The organism is Bremerella cremea (genome assembly GCF_003335505.1).
In the GTDB taxonomy this organism is placed as follows: domain Bacteria; phylum Planctomycetota; class Planctomycetia; order Pirellulales; family Pirellulaceae; genus Bremerella; species Bremerella cremea_A.
On record NZ_QPEX01000006.1, the window covers coordinates 100,288 to 114,866 of the forward strand.

The 14,579-nt window shown below is 54.5% G+C and carries 13 protein-coding genes and 1 pseudogene; 6 read left to right on the forward strand and 8 right to left on the reverse strand.

Annotated features, from left to right (window positions below; translation table 11 throughout):
• Positions 1 to 53: 53 nt before the first annotated feature.
• The 7 genes from zwf to DTL42_RS00975 all read right to left on the reverse strand — a co-directional run bounded on the left by zwf (position 54) and on the right by DTL42_RS00975 (position 8,343).
• The gene (zwf, locus tag DTL42_RS00945; protein WP_114366803.1) at positions 54 to 1,502 is read right to left on the reverse strand and encodes a glucose-6-phosphate dehydrogenase; all 1,449 of its coding nucleotides are present in this window, start codon (positions 1,500 to 1,502) and stop codon (positions 54 to 56) included.
• A 266-nt stretch (positions 1,503 to 1,768) separates the two neighbouring features.
• Entirely contained in the window at positions 1,769 to 2,605 is an 837-nt protein-coding gene (locus tag DTL42_RS00950; protein WP_234824023.1) for an SDR family NAD(P)-dependent oxidoreductase, read from the reverse strand.
• A 46-nt stretch (positions 2,606 to 2,651) separates the two neighbouring features.
• Positions 2,652 to 4,097: a decarboxylating NADP(+)-dependent phosphogluconate dehydrogenase gene (gene gnd, locus DTL42_RS00955; RefSeq protein ID WP_114366805.1), complete on the reverse strand. Its 1,446-nt coding sequence runs from the start codon at positions 4,095 to 4,097 to the stop codon at positions 2,652 to 2,654.
• A gap of 138 nt (positions 4,098 to 4,235) precedes the next feature.
• Positions 4,236 to 5,105: an HAD family hydrolase gene (locus DTL42_RS00960; protein ID WP_114366806.1), complete on the reverse strand. Its 870-nt coding sequence runs from the start codon at positions 5,103 to 5,105 to the stop codon at positions 4,236 to 4,238.
• 61 nt (positions 5,106 to 5,166) lie between these two features.
• Entirely contained in the window at positions 5,167 to 6,471 is a 1,305-nt protein-coding gene (locus tag DTL42_RS00965; RefSeq protein ID WP_114366808.1) for a diphosphate--fructose-6-phosphate 1-phosphotransferase, read from the reverse strand.
• Between the two features lie 118 nt (positions 6,472 to 6,589).
• A complete protein-coding gene (locus DTL42_RS00970) occupies positions 6,590 to 7,708 on the reverse strand; it encodes a calcium/sodium antiporter (RefSeq protein ID WP_114366810.1) in 1,119 nt (372 codons plus the stop codon).
• A gap of 128 nt (positions 7,709 to 7,836) precedes the next feature.
• A complete protein-coding gene (locus DTL42_RS00975; protein ID WP_114366811.1) occupies positions 7,837 to 8,343 on the reverse strand; it encodes a CBS domain-containing protein in 507 nt (168 codons plus the stop codon).
• A 290-nt stretch (positions 8,344 to 8,633) separates the two neighbouring features.
• Between DTL42_RS00975 and DTL42_RS00980 the strand changes: the two genes are divergently transcribed.
• Positions 8,634 to 8,933: a hypothetical protein gene (locus DTL42_RS00980; RefSeq protein WP_114366813.1), complete on the forward strand. Its 300-nt coding sequence runs from the start codon at positions 8,634 to 8,636 to the stop codon at positions 8,931 to 8,933.
• Between the two features lie 60 nt (positions 8,934 to 8,993).
• Here DTL42_RS00980 and DTL42_RS00985 read toward each other — a convergent pair whose 3' ends face one another.
• Positions 8,994 to 9,839, reverse strand: a complete 846-nt coding sequence (locus DTL42_RS00985) for an enoyl-ACP reductase FabI (protein WP_114366815.1) — start codon at positions 9,837 to 9,839, stop codon at positions 8,994 to 8,996.
• Positions 9,840 to 10,065: 226 nt separating this feature from the next.
• Between DTL42_RS00985 and DTL42_RS00990 the strand changes: the two genes are divergently transcribed.
• The 5 genes and pseudogenes from DTL42_RS00990 to DTL42_RS01010 all read left to right on the forward strand — a co-directional run bounded on the left by DTL42_RS00990 (position 10,066) and on the right by DTL42_RS01010 (position 14,537).
• On the forward strand, positions 10,066 to 10,791 hold the full coding sequence (locus DTL42_RS00990) for an SDR family oxidoreductase (protein WP_114366817.1): 726 nt from the start codon (positions 10,066 to 10,068) through the stop codon (positions 10,789 to 10,791).
• Positions 10,792 to 10,990: 199 nt separating this feature from the next.
• On the forward strand, positions 10,991 to 11,317 hold the full coding sequence (locus DTL42_RS00995) for a thioredoxin family protein (protein WP_114366818.1): 327 nt from the start codon (positions 10,991 to 10,993) through the stop codon (positions 11,315 to 11,317).
• 292 nt (positions 11,318 to 11,609) lie between these two features.
• On the forward strand, positions 11,610 to 12,863 hold the full coding sequence (gene glyA, locus DTL42_RS01000; protein WP_114366893.1) for a serine hydroxymethyltransferase: 1,254 nt from the start codon (positions 11,610 to 11,612) through the stop codon (positions 12,861 to 12,863).
• A 192-nt stretch (positions 12,864 to 13,055) separates the two neighbouring features.
• Positions 13,056 to 13,250: pseudogene (locus DTL42_RS26650) on the forward strand (ISAs1 family transposase); the annotation flags it as partial.
• Positions 13,251 to 13,379: 129 nt separating this feature from the next.
• Positions 13,380 to 14,537, forward strand: a complete 1,158-nt coding sequence (locus tag DTL42_RS01010) for a hypothetical protein (protein ID WP_114366820.1) — start codon at positions 13,380 to 13,382, stop codon at positions 14,535 to 14,537.
• The last annotated feature ends 42 nt before the right edge of the window (positions 14,538 to 14,579 follow it).

A 14,579-nucleotide genomic window follows, 5' to 3' on the forward strand; every position in this document is an offset into this window, starting at 1 on the left:
CCCAACCGGTCGACCCTATTTTTGTTTCGAATGCCTATCCGGCAACCGGCCGCTTAATGCAGTACCGGGCAAACATCAAACCACTGCCGGCCATGTTCGGCCATCCAGTCGGCCGATTCGGTCGGGCCCCAATAGCCGTCTTCGTATAGATTAAGCTGCGGGGCTTTATCGGAACGCCACGTCTTAATGATTGGGTCGATGATTCCCCAGGCCAGTTCCACTTCGTCGCTTCGAGCGAACAAACTGGCATCTCCTTGCAAGGCGTCTAGTAGTAGCCGCTGATATGCGTCCGGCAGTTCGCCGTTGTATTGCTGACAGAAACGGAAATCGAGCGAGGTAAGCCGCGTCGACATCCCTTCGTCTGGCACTTTGCTTTGGATCTGCATTTGAATTCCTTCCGCCGGTTGAATCTGTATCACCAGGCGGTTGGAATCGATCGGGCGATCTTTCTTATTGAACAGCGTGAGTGGCGGCTGGCGGTATTGAATGACGATTTGCGTTGTCCGGCACGACATCCCCTTGCCGCTGCGAAGATAAAACGGCACGCCGTTCCAACGCCAGTTATCGACCCACAATCGCAACGCGGCGAAGGTCTCGGTCTGGCTGTCTTTCGGCACGCCTTCTTCGTTTAGGTAGCCTTTGTATTGGCCACGCACGGTTTCTTTGCGGATTTCGGCTTCGTCCATTGGGCGAATCGACTGCAGGACTTTCACCTTTTCGTCCCGCACCATATCAGCGTCGAACTTTACCGGGGCTTCCATCGCGGTAATCATCAGCAACTGCAGCAGATGATTTTGGAACATATCTCGCAAGACGCCTGCTTGATCGTAGTAGCCACCCCGTCGCCCGACGAGAACTTCTTCGGCCACGGTGATTTGCACGTGATCGATATAGTTGCGATTCCAAACCGGTTCGAAGATCGAGTTGGCGAAACGCATCACCAACATATTCTGAACCGTTTCCTTGCCCAGGTAATGGTCGATGCGGTAGACGTTCTTTTCCGGGAAAACGCGGTTCACATCTGAGTTCAGCTTCTTGGCCGTGTCCAGGTCGTAACCGAACGGCTTTTCCAGCACGATACGGCGATCCCCTTCTTCCTGGTTCGCCAGGCCGGAAGCCCCCAGTTGATCGATCGCTTCGACGTAGAGGCGTGGGGCGGTCGACAGATAGTAAATCCGTTCAGCCGGTCCAGCCTCGATCTCTTCCAGAAATGACTTCAGCCCGGTCAGGTCTTCCAGCTTGGTAAGATCGCCAGGATGGTAGTAAATGTTGGCAGCGAATTGGGTCCAGCTGGCTTCCTCGAACTTGTCGCCGGTAAACTTCGCGGTCGACTCCTTCAATTCGCTCCGCCAGGCATCGTGCGAGAACTCGGTGCGGGACATGCCCACGATCCGGGTATTTTCAGGCAAGCGTTTCTTCTTCGAGAGAAGGTACAGAGCGGGAATTAGCTTTCGACTAGTCAAGTCGCCTGAGGCGCCGAAGATCACGATCGTATGAGACATGGCTTATCCTATTCCGCTCCTGCTCGGTTGGGCACGTTAAAAAATCCTTGTTCCGCCTGGATAACCATCTATTGTGGCAATGTAACGACCCTCCCGACAACCAGACGCCGCGTAAAAATCAGAAGCATCTAGCACTCACGCGCCCCGTTGCCCCCTAGATCGGCTGTCGATGCAGGGGAGATGGCGTTATTTCAGCGTGACGCTAGCGAACGACAAGCAGAGATATCATCGCTGGAGATCCCAAGCGGGTTGCGCGTGGGACGGTTTTAGAAACGCATTGCCGTGAAGCCGCCGTCGACGTACAGCGTGGCCCCAGTGATGAAGCTGCCGGCACCACGCGAGAGGAGTAAGATCGAAGCGCCGACCAGCTCTTCTGGTTCACCGAAGCGAGCCAGCGGGGTTTGCCCGATAATGTTATCGACCCGCTCTTTGTCGAGGATTTTGCGGTTTTGTTCTGCCGGGAAGAAGCCAGGGCAAAGGATGTTAAAGCGAACCCCTTGGGTCGCATATTCGCGAGCGAGATTCTTCGTCAGGTTCAGCACAGCCGCTTTCGACGCCGAGTAGGCGAAGACGCGCGAGAGTGGCAAATGGGCTGTAACGCTACCGATATTGAGCACCGAACCACCTTCTTCACGCCCGGCAAAGTAGGGGGCGAACACCTGGCAAGCGAGATGCGTGCCGGTGAGGTTGGTGTCTATCACACGTTGCCAATCTTCGTCGCTGATCTCTTCGTAAGGGACCGAAGAATTGACCCCAGCGCAGTTGACCAGCATATCGATGCGGCCAAACTTCTCGATGCACTGATCACGCAGTTGGACCAGCGAATCGCGCGATAAGGTATCGGCGGAAATGAACGTGGCCTTACCGCCAGCTTCTTGGATTAGCTGAGCGCGGTTTTCACCCCGATCTGGATTAAGGCCGCTCACAACAACCGTCGCCCCGGCAGAGGCCAGGCCTTCGGCGATTGCGCCCCCTAATACCCCGGATGCTCCGACAACGACGGCAACTTGGCCCTCAAGTCCGAACAGTTTGGTTAAGTAATCAGATGCCATGCGTCGTTCGATCTTCTTGGCTGGATGCCCTGGCGAAAATTGCCGGGGCATCCATGGCAGGTTCCTAGAAATTCAATTCAACCGACGTACGGCTCGCTTACGACTTCGGCTCGCGGCGACGATGCAGCCATTCGGCATGGAAGGTACCTTCCTTGTCGGTCCGCTGGAACGTGTGTGCCCCGAAGTAATCGCGTTGGGCCTGCAAAAGGTTGGCCGGCAAACGGGGGTTGCGGTAGCCGTCGTAGTATGCCAAAGCGCCGGCGAACGCTGGCGTTGGGATGCCTAGTTCAATCGCCGTTTTGACGACCGCACGCCATCCGTCTTGGGCCTTGGTAACGGCGTCGGTGAAGTAAGGATCCAGCAGCAGGCTTTCGAGCTTGCTATCTTTGTCGAACGCTTCCTTGATGCGATCAAGGAACTGAGCCCGAATGATACAGCCACCCCGCCACAGCAACGCACATTCGCCGTAGTTTAGGTCCCAATCGTGCTCCGCCGAGGCGGCTTGCAGTTGGACGAAACCTTGAGCGTAGCTGCACAGTTTCGAGGCGTACAACGCTTCGCGAACTTGTTCGATGAACTTAGCCCGGTCTTCCGAGGTCTTGCCGCTAGGGCCGGTCAGCACTTTGCTGGCACGCACGCGGGCTTCCTTGGCAGCCGACAACGCACGCGCGTAAACGGCGGTTGTGACCAGGGTGCTTGGCACGCCCAAGTCCAAAGCCAATTGGCTCATCCACTTACCAGTCCCCTTGGCACCGGCAACGTCCAGCACCTTGTCGACCAGGTAACCTTCGCCGTCGTCATCTTTCACGCTGAAGATGTCGCGGGTGATTTCGATCAGGTAACTTTGCAGGTCGCCGCTGTTCCATTGATCGAACACGTCATACAGTTCGTCGTTGGTCAGCCCTAGGCCGTGCTTAAGCAGGAAGTAGGCTTCGCAGATCAACTGCATGTCGCCGTATTCGATGCCGTTGTGGACCATCTTCACGTAGTGACCAGCACCCCGCGGACCAACCCATTCGCAGCAAGGGATGTCGTTGTTGGGGCCTACCTTGGCCGAAATGGCTTGGAAGATCTCTTTGATCTCGGGCCAAGCGGCTTTGCTACCACCGGGCATCAAGCTCGGACCCTTCAAGGCACCTTCTTCACCGCCGGAAACGCCAGAACCGACGTAGAGCAAGCCTTTGTCTTCGATGTACTTCGTGCGGCGTTCGGTATCGGCGTAGTGGGTGTTGCCACCGTCGATGATGATGTCTCCCTTTTCCAAATAAGGAAGCAGCTCTTCGATCACCGCGTCGACCGCAGGGCCAGCTTTGATCAGCATCATCACCTTGCGCGGCCGCTTGAGCGAAGCGACCAAGGACTTGATGTCGTGGCAGCCGACAAAGTTCTTACCGGCAGCTCGGCCCTGGATGAAATGGTCCGTTTTCTCGGTGGTTCGATTGTAGACGGCCACTTTGTAGCCACGGCTTTCGACGTTCAGGGCCAGGTTTTCGCCCATAACGGCGAGACCAATCAAACCGAAGTCGCAAGAAGCATCTGACATGATGTTTCGTTTCCTCTGAGATCTAACGGGTTTGTGTTCGGGTAATTTCTGGTTCCCTCGCCCCTGCGGGAAGAGGGATAGGGTGAGGGGGCGAAGCGTGTACCCGCTGCCCAACCATCACCCTTTGAAAGAGGATTGCTAGTCGATGACCGGCCAGCTTGGCTTTTCGGGCAGGTAGCGATCGAATTCTTCCAGCAACATCTTTTGATAGTCGCCAGCGAATTCAAGCTTCAAGAACTTATCGATACCTTCCTCATGGAAGCGTTTCCAGCTATTTTCTTCGTCACCGGGATTAATCGGGTAGAAAAGGCAATCATTTGCCACGGCGGCTTTATAGTCGCCAGGGGCATCACCGATCATCAAAGTTTGATTCGGCTTGTATTTGGTGGCGTTGGTCAGCGTTTCCTTCTTGTTGCCGGCTTCCTGACCGCAGATCGCCGTAACGTACTGAGCAATATCGTGCTCGCTCCATTCGGCTTCCAGGGCTTCGTTCGGCGTGGCCGAGACCACAAGCATGTCGGCTTTGCCGCTCAACTTTTCCAGACACTTACGAACCGAAGGGAAGGGGGGCACACCGCGAACCATACCGGCAACCGTTTCGTTGACCGCTTTCGACCACTTCAAGCAGTGGGCCAAATCAGGGTCGTTCGATTCGGCGACTTTGGCTTCCAAGGCTGGGTTACCGAGCTTGGTTTCCTCCTTGATCCACTTCAACAACGATTCAGGAATGTTGATCTTAGCGCCACGTTCCTGTACTTCAGGACGCTTTTGCAACCACTCCAACGCTTCGACCAACGCCGGAAAGCGGTTGATGCCTCGACTTTTCGAGTACAGATTCACGAACTCAGCCGCTTCGCGAGCGTACTTGCTGACGCCTTGCAGTTCGTAGTAGTTGATGATGTTGGGAATGAAGCATTCTTTGTGCTTCAATTCCATCGTGTCGAAAACGCAACCATCCGAGTCGATGCCCACTAAAAACTCTGCTTTTGGTTCAATCTGATAAACCATGGTTAATTCGATCTCGCTCTATTGGTTGATGGTTGGTGTGATTGGTAAATGTGACGCTTATTTACTTCTTGGGGGCTTCCTGGCGATCGGCTTGGGGCACGTACGCAGGCAACTTCTGCCCGGCGAACAGTGACTGCAAACGGGTCATCCGTTGCCGGCCGTCGATCATTGGCAAGCTGACCATGCCTTCCCCTAGAAGTGGCTTGGCATATTTGACGAATTCATCGGTCACGTCGTACCCACTGGCGGCAATCCATTCTTTCGGGAAGGTACGCTCGCTGTTGGCGACTTCCGCCAAAGGAGCTTTATCGTAGCGAACGCTGTAGACATCTCCTTCGTTCCGCAGAATAGTCGACATGTAGCCAGACTGGCCGGTCGAAGCCAACACAGCGGCCATTTCGCCGGCGTGGTAAGCTTCGTCCAGGTCGACCGAAGAAGCATAGGCCATCGCGTGGCGCTGATCGGTACCGCTCACATTGCAGCGGGCGGCTCCCTTCACAGCGAGACCGTTATCATTCAGATAATTGGTTACGATCTGGGCGACGGTGATGTTGCTGGCGCTGAAGCTGGTGTGACCGAACGAATCTTTTCGGGCACCAATGTCCCCGACATCAAACCCTTCACTGAGCACGACCATGCAGCGGCCATCTTGCTTCAGTTGCATGTTGACGTTTTCGTGCAGTTCTTCCAGCGAGCAAGGGGACTCGGCCATGTAGATTTGCAGCGGCATTTCTCGCTTGGGATCGGCCAAACGAGCGGCAGCCGGGATGTAGCCGATTTTGCGGCCCATGGCCTGCATCACCAGCACGGGATCGGCTGGGCAGCTGCCTCGGTTTTCTTCGTTAGCGTACTGAATCATGTGCATCCAGTACTTTGCGGTCGAGGCATAACCGGGGGTATGGTCGATTAGCTTGAATTCGCTATCGCCGACGTCGTTGTCGATCGTCTTGGGACCACCAATACCAACCAGATCGAGCCCTTTGTCTTGGGCCATCTTGGCGATCTTGTTGGCGGTGTCCATCGAGTCGTTACCGCCGATGTAGACGAAGTAGCCAATGTTGTGGGCCTTGAAAACCTCGATACAGCGATCAAAGTCTTCGTTCTGCCAATCTTTCAGCTTGTAACGGCAAGTGCCGATGGAACCAGCAGCCGGTGTGTACCGCAGCAGCGAGATCTCTTCGGGGGGCTGATCGGTCAGATTGATCAGTTCTTCTTTCAGAACCCCTTCAATCCCATGATGAGCACCGTACACCGTTCCGATGTTATCGGTTTCCCAAGCCGCTTCCACCAAACCACGCAGCGTGTTGTTGATAACTGGGCTGGGGCCACCGCTTTGGGCAACAATCAAGTTCTTCTTGGTGCTCATGCTTTCAATCGCTACTGAGAGTCACAGGCCAACATGCGTTCTTACTACCAGCGCAGAACCGCAAGACAGGATAAACCGCGAATTTTACTAGACGTCACCGCAAGCGGCAATGAGGCGTCTACCCTGCGTCCGCTTCCTCAATGCCCTCGCTAACCGGCGACTCAGGCTTGCGACGCAATGCTGTCAGCACCGAGATCGTCAGCACGAGAACCGTGAGCGGAACCAGTCCGAACAGCATCACTTTTCCCAATATCGGAGCATAGGGGGATCCAACCGCCCCTAACACGAGATAAGTGGTGTAAAGAATGTAGTACCCAAACAAGATGGCACCTTCCCAACGCTCGATCCGCCCGCCGGTGAAGAAGATCGGCAAGCAAACCGCACAAACGGCGATCATCACCGGAAACTCTTGCCAGATGGCCGTTTGGGGAACCGGTACTCCTTCAGGCACGACAATCGCGGTCAGCCCCAGCACGCACATCATGTTGAAAAGATTGCTGCCGACCACATTCCCCACGGCGATATCACGCTCGCCTTTGATCGAAGCCATGACCGAGGCAACCACTTCCGGCAGCGAGGTACCGACCGCCACAATGGTCAGCCCGATCAACAGCTCGCTCATGTTGAAGCTCTTGGCGATCATCACCGCGCCATCAACCAACCACTGCGAACCGTAGGCCAGTCCAATCAGACCAAGGACGATCCAGACCAACTGCAACAAAGAGTCCCAAAGTGATTTGGGGGGCTTGTCGAATTCCTCTTTATATTCCTCGACTACCTTTTTCGACTCGCGCCGACTTTGCCAGACCGACCAGACGATATAGACCAGCAGCATGCCAAACAGCAAGCTCCCTTCGACGTGCCCGAGATGCCCGTTCATGCTCAGCATCCACAGCAGCAGCGACACGCCGACCATAAACGGCACTTCCAAGCGAACCAATTGACTCGCCACGCTTAGCGGCGTGACCAAGGCCGAGATGCCTAAGATGAAGAGGACGTTAAAAATATTGCTGCCCAGCACATTGCCCACGGCAATCTCGGCGGCATCGCCGGAACTGGCACTCAGCGAGACGGCAAGTTCTGGCGCGCTAGTCCCAAAGGCGACGACCGTCAGACCGATCACCAAGGGAGAAATCCCCATCAGCGATGCAATTCCTGATGCACCGCGAACGAGCAGATCGCCCCCCACGACAAGAACTACCAATCCTAAAACAATCAGTCCGGAAGCAACGACCATTCAGCTCTTTCCTATGCTGGCCAAGGGGAAGGAGCCGACATTATAGAGACATTTACGTTACCGCCGAACCAAGGGCAATCGGCGGTTTGCAATCCGTTGTCATTCGTAGACCGTTAGGCTCCAGTCAGTTATTCGACCGGAGATTCGTCTAATTCGACCAAAGCGCTGAAATACATCACGAACTTTCCGTTACGGCGATCAGGCTTGTCGATCATCTTGATGGCGGCATTTAGCAAGTCGCGGCGACTTACTTGCCCAATTAACTTAGTTCCTTCCAATACCGGCAGACGACGGTACGGAGTCGAGAGAAATACCTGGGCACAGTTCAGCCAATCGGTATCGGCCGTGATCAACCGCGAAATGTCGGTATTCATGAAAGCACCGACTCGATTGGAGGGAAGCTGTGAATAGGCTGCGTCTAACAAGAAACGCATGGAAGTTTTTTCCGAGAAGATTCCCAAGAAGTTGCCGTTCTGGTCGACCACCGGAGCCCCAGAAATCCGATATTGCAGCAACTTACGAATCGCGGCCAAGGCATCTTCGTCTGGGCTCAAAGTGAGCAACCTGGTCTCCATGAAGTCTCGGGCCGTCAGCGTTGGCGCAAGCGGCGATACCATCGAAGTTGGGATGGACATAATACGTCCTCCTGCGAGAAGAGTGGGGTTTGATGTATCACGCAGTGATGTCAGAGAAGGCCTTTATTTTACCCAACAGAAAACATAATTTTCCATATTTTTCCCTTTTCCTGGCAAAATACGTCGATTAAAGAGGCGGCAAGTGCTATGCCTTTTCTGGCAAATCGATCACGATCGGGCCTTTAGATTGACGAACCCAGGGCCGAACGATACGCTAAAAAGTGGTATTTATCGCAGAAAATCCCCACAAAACACCCCATTAGCGTGCCCCCTGAATCGGAGAGTGCTCGATGTTTCGCCCCGGCGATGTGGTCGTCTACACCAAGACCAAGCACACGACGAGTCCAGGCCCTCGGGCGCACGACATCGAGCCGGAGTCGCGCGGCGAATACTACACCTACGCGGTCGACAAGTACTGGATCGTCGATCGGGTCGACACCGACGGCATCATGGTCCGCACCCGTCGCGGCAAAAGCCACCTGATTTCGCCGGAAGATCCACGTCTTCGTCCAGCCAAATGGTGGGAACGCCTGTTCTTCCGCAGCCGCTTTCCGACTTCAGCTGCGGCCGTGGACGATTGCCTGAAATAGCAAACGCCGCGAGTGATCGCGGCGTTCGTTGTTTCGAAGGATGTCTACTGCGGGGCCAAGTTACTTGGCAGCAGCTTCGTCTTTAAGACGCTTGTAATCACTCGCCAAGCGGTTGGGGCTGCCCATGATGTTGTAGCCAGCGTCGACGTGCAAGATCTCGCCGGTGATGCCGGTTGCCATGTCGGAAAGAAGGAAAGCACCGGAATTGGCGACTTCTTCCAGCGTGATATTGCGTCCGAGCGGGGAAACGGCCGAGTAAAGATCGAGCATCTCTTTCGCACCGACGGCACTGCTGGCCAATGTCTTCAACGGGCCGGCACTCACGGCGTTTACGCGGATGTTGGAATCGCCCAGATCGTAGGCCAGGTACTTCACAATGCTATCCAAGGCGGCCTTGCAGACGCCCATCATGTTGTAGCCTTGTACGGCCTTTTCGCCACCGAAGTAGGTCATCGCACAAACCGAGCCACCTTCTTTCATCAGCGGACGAGCGGCATTGGTCAGGGCGATCATGCTGTAAGCGCTGATATCCATGGCCAGCTTAAAACCTTCACGGCTGCATTCAACCGTCGGGACACGTAAGTCTTCTAAAGCCGCAAAGGCGACCGAGTGCAGCAGGAAGTCGATTTGGCCTAGTTCTGCTTCGGCCACTTTCATCGCTTCCGCGATGTTTTCGTCCGATTGCACATCGAGCGGGATCAGGAACTTGGCGGCATCGCCGTGGGGCTCGGTCAGCTGCGCCACCTTGTGGCGATTCTTCTGCCGCTTGTCTTCCGGTTTATCGGGAAGGTGCGTGAAGCCACACACGCCCCCTTCTTTCATAATTTTCTCGGCGATTCCCCAGGCAATCGAATATCCATTGGCGACGCCGACGATCAGGCCCTTTTTTCCGGTGAATAATCCCATTCTTCTGCAACCCTGGGGGAAATATGTCTTCGCGAAATTGATGACGTTGTCTCAACCGATTTTCACTCGATTGCGCAGCGTTTAGGATAACGGCAAACCGCCTACCGCAAAAGACGACCCACAAGCATGTCCCCTTGCGAGCCGGCGGATGCCACGGAATCCTGGTAATTAACGGGAATTTCCGGTCCTTTATTTTCACGCAACGAAGTTCAGAAGGCGGTCGCAGATGTCGTTAGCAGGTAAAGTCGCATTGGTCGTAGGTGGTGGAAGCGGAATCGGCAAGGCAATCGCGTTGTCCCTGGCCGCCGATGGAGCCAAAGTCGGAATCGCCGGTCGCCGGTTTGAAGTGTTGGAAGAAGTCGCTAAAGAATCGGACGCGGAAATTCATTGCCACAGTGTAGATGTTTCTGACCGTGCCAACGTCAAAGCCTTGTTCGATTGGGCCACCCAAACGCTGGGGCCGGTCGATATCTTGGTCAATGCCGCCGGGGTGAACATCAAAACCCGCAGCATGGCCGAAATGACCCCAGAGCAGTGGGATCAGGTAATGCAAATCAACGCCACCGGTGGCTACAACCTGATGTACAACGCGTTGCCCCCGATGCGCGAACGAAAAGATGGCCTGATCATCAACATCTCGTCGATCTCTGGCAAACGCGCCTACGCCCTGGGTGGCATCGCCTACTGTGCGTCGAAATTCGCGATGACTGCTTTGGGGACCGCAGCCGGCAACGAAGTCGCAGTCGATGGAGTTCGCATCACCAACATCTACCCAGGCGAAGTCGATACGCCGATCCTCGCTCAGCGTCCCAGCCCGGTCACCGAAGAACACCGAGCCCGTATGTTGCAGCCGGAAGATTTCAGCGAAGTCGTGCTGGCCATCTGCCACTTACCCCCGCGTGCCCACGTGGCCGAATTGATCATCAAGCCGACGAAGCAGGAATATACCTAATCGTTAAATCAACATCTCGCTAACATCTCCCCCCTCGTCTCCGCTGAGTTGAGGGGGGTTGAGATGCAAACGAACATTTGACGCAAGCTGCTTTGCGAGAATCCAGGCCCTAACCATCGTAAGCCGCCAGCGTACATGGCATTGGTTTTGCAGCTAATTCAGTAGGCCAATCCGTTTTTTCCTTGAAGCGAGACCTACGATGTCGTTTGATCCCACTTACCGTGAAGAGGTCCCTAGCCGCGAAGAGATCGACCAGCGGCCGGGGCGGCTGGTGGTTGAGTTCGGTGCTAATTGGTGCGGTCACTGTCAGCAACTTAACCCTACCGTCGAGGGCATTCTTGCGTCTGCCGACGACGTTGCTCATTTGCGCGTTGCCGTTGGGAAAGGGAAACGGCTCGGTCGCTCGTTTCAGGTCAAGCTTTGGCCGACGCTGGTTTTTCTGCGCGATGGGGAAGAGATTGCCAAGCTGGTCCGTCCCTCGCCGCAAGAGCTCGAGCAAGCGTTTGCTCACTTTATTGCCGATTGATTGGCAGCCGAACGGTTGTATCCCCAGCAGTTTTGCCCGCTGTGGGGGTCAGGCTCGGCAAAAGGATTGGATTGCTTCCTTTTGATTGTGCCGCCGTGGAAAATGCCAAATGGCGTAGCTCAGTGGTAATTATCTGTCATTTACCGGCGAAAAGCCCGGATCTGTTAGGGTAGAAAACGGCGACATCTGTGCCCGTTGACGAATGCTAGCCGCTGGCCGACAATTCAATATTCTTTCCGGGGCATTGGTTCGCTCTGGGGACACCTCAAACGGTCTTTCCCACCACGCTGGCATGAACTTAATCAAGCAAAACGATCCTGAAGTCTGGGCCGCCATCGAAGCCGAACAAGTCCGTCAAGCCGACGGGCTGGAAATGATTGCCTCGGAAAACTACACCAGCGCCGCAATTCAACAAGCGGTGGGTAGTGTCCTAACCAACAAGTACGCCGAAGGCTACCCAGGTCGTCGTTACTACGGCGGTTGCGAGCATGTCGATGTGATCGAACAACTGGCCATCGACCGCGCCAAGCAGTTGTTTGGGGCCGAGCACGCCAACGTCCAGCCGCACGCCGGTTCGCAGGCCAACTTTGCGGTTTACCTGACCGCGATCGAGCCTGGGGATACGGTTCTCGGTTTAGATCTGGCTCACGGCGGTCACTTGACCCACGGGATGAAGCTGAACGTTTCCGGCATCCTGTACAACTTCATCAGCTACGGTGTCGACCGCGAAACGCACCGGCTCGACTTCGACGCGATCGCCAAGCTGGCCAAAGAACACAAGCCGAAGCTGATCGTCGCCGGAGCCAGTGCTTACCCCCGTGAGATCCCGCACGAAAAGTTCGCCGAGATCGCCAACGACGTCGGGGCGAAGCTGTTCGTCGACATGGCCCACTATGCTGGCTTGGTCGCTGGCGGCGTCCATAACAGCCCGGTGCCGTACGCCGATTTCGTGACGACCACCTGCCACAAGACCCTGCGTGGCCCTCGTTCCGGTCTGATTCTGTGCAAGGAAGAGCACACCAAGATGATCAACCGCAACGTCTTCCCTGGAACCCAGGGTGGACCGTTGATGCACGTGATTGCTGGCAAGGCGATTTGCTTCCAAGAAGCCTTGCAGCCAGAGTTCAAGCAGTACGCTCAACAGGTGGTCGACAATGCCAAAACCTTGGCCGACACGCTGATGTCTGGCGGCTTGAAATTGGTTTCAGGCGGAACTGAAAATCACCTGATGCTGGTCGACGTCACCGCTGTCGGCACAACCGGTACTGCAGCTGAAAACGCCCTAGGGGCCAGCGGTATCACGGTCAACAAGAATATGATTCCGTTCGACGAACGCAAACCGATGGACCCCAGCGGTATCCGCATCGGCACGCCAGCGTTGACCACACGCGGCATGAAGACGGAAGAAATGAAAAAGATCGGCGGCTGGATTTTGGAAGCCTTGAAAGCTCCCGAAGACGCCGCTGTACATGGCCGCATCCGAGGCGAAATTGCTTCGCTCTGCGAACAGTTCCCCGTGCCAGGACAACCGGTCGAGTTGCACTAATACTGGTTCGGCGTCGCTCTTTGTCGGCTGGGTTAGCGTCAGCGTAACCCAGCAAAGACAAATTGGCGGCAAGCTGTACGATAGAATAAATCGATACGGCTTGAACCGATTTGTGTTCTTTTGATCTATGTTGGTTGGTCACGTTTGATTTGGGATCGCTGGGTTACGCTTTCGCTAGCCCAGCTTACGAATCTCGATGTGACGTTCCGCGAGGACGAAAACCGCGTCAGAAATCGCCTGGCCGCAGACAATTTGGCGTTGCTAAAACGCTTCTCCATCACCCTATTCAAGCAGCAACCCGGCAAAGAAAGCATCGCCATGCGCCGCCGAATGGCCGGGTGGAATGTGGACTACTTGGCGCAAGTAGTTAGACTGAAAAGGATTTAGTGTGCGTTTGCCGTGGGAGGTCATACTCTCGGCCACCTGGCTAAAGAATCGATCAGAATTCTTTAAGGAAAAGTTGCCGTAGCCACTTACTGCTTTTAATGTGTCGCTAAATTCGAAAAGAAAGCAAATATGATTAAGACCTGGGCTTTACTTTCGGCATTTACCTTCCTGTTATTACCTGTCGGTTGTCAAGCGAATGACGCATCTGAGCGATTAGAAACAGCCCGAGAAGAAGTCGCCCGGTTAGGTGGGACAGTTGAAGTGTACAATGGTCATATTCAAAGTATTTCTTTGGAAGGTTGTAACCTCTCGTCAGCCGACTGGGACAAAATTCTGCCACTTAAGGGGGTGATCTGGCTGCAACTTAATGGGAGCAATGTAAATGATGAAGCTCTTCGCCATTTGGAGGGCTGTGTGAATCTTGAAAATCTCGAACTCGGACATACAGATGTAACAGATGTTGGGCTAGGAGCCCTTGATAATTTGCCCCGGCTTAATCGATTATGGCTGCGAGGCTGTCAAGTTTCAGACAAAGGGGTTGAGACGCTCAAAAGCATTGATGAGCTAGAGGTAGTTGTCTTGATTGACACGTTTGTCACCACAGAAGGTATTGAGCGACTCAAAAGTGACTCGCAAATTGAATCAATTCTTTGGTCCACAGTTCAATCCAAAGAAGTTAGTCGTTCGATGACAGCACTCGCCCAGGGCGGGGCTCATGTGAGTAGCACTTCAGAGTTCGCGAGAAAGGAAAATGAATATCCGATTCTTTATCGAGTCCGCTTAACGCCCCAGACCAAATTGCCTGCGACTAAGATCGAGAAGCCAATCAATATCCTAGCTACTGCAGGAGATCTTTCCCTGACGCTCGAAGGGCATCGCTACATGCCATTACTTCCGAAGATCAAAAGAATTAAAGACGTTTACATCCAAGCCTCAGAAGAGGGCAGTCCCTTCGATTCCACCGCTCTTAAGAATCTCGAATCAGTCCAAGCCGAGGAGGTGTATCTGGTGGTACCTAAGCTTTCACCAGAAATATTGACTACAGCGACAAAAGTAAATGGACTGCGTCGACTTAACCTTGATGATCAGGTGATTTCACCGCAAGTGTGGCAAGCAATTGTACAGACCCCTGAATTAGAGACGATTGGGTTGTACAACTGTGAGTTCAAAGGCATTGAGCAGTTTATTCACGCTCCTCGCCAACTTACAGTCACGTTCTCAGGTGCGGACACAGCCCCTGAGGACGAAAGAAAGCGAATCGAAGAATTGGCCTTGCCTGTGAAGTGAGCGATATCGACATGCTGACGGTTCATACTTGCCTGGGTCTTC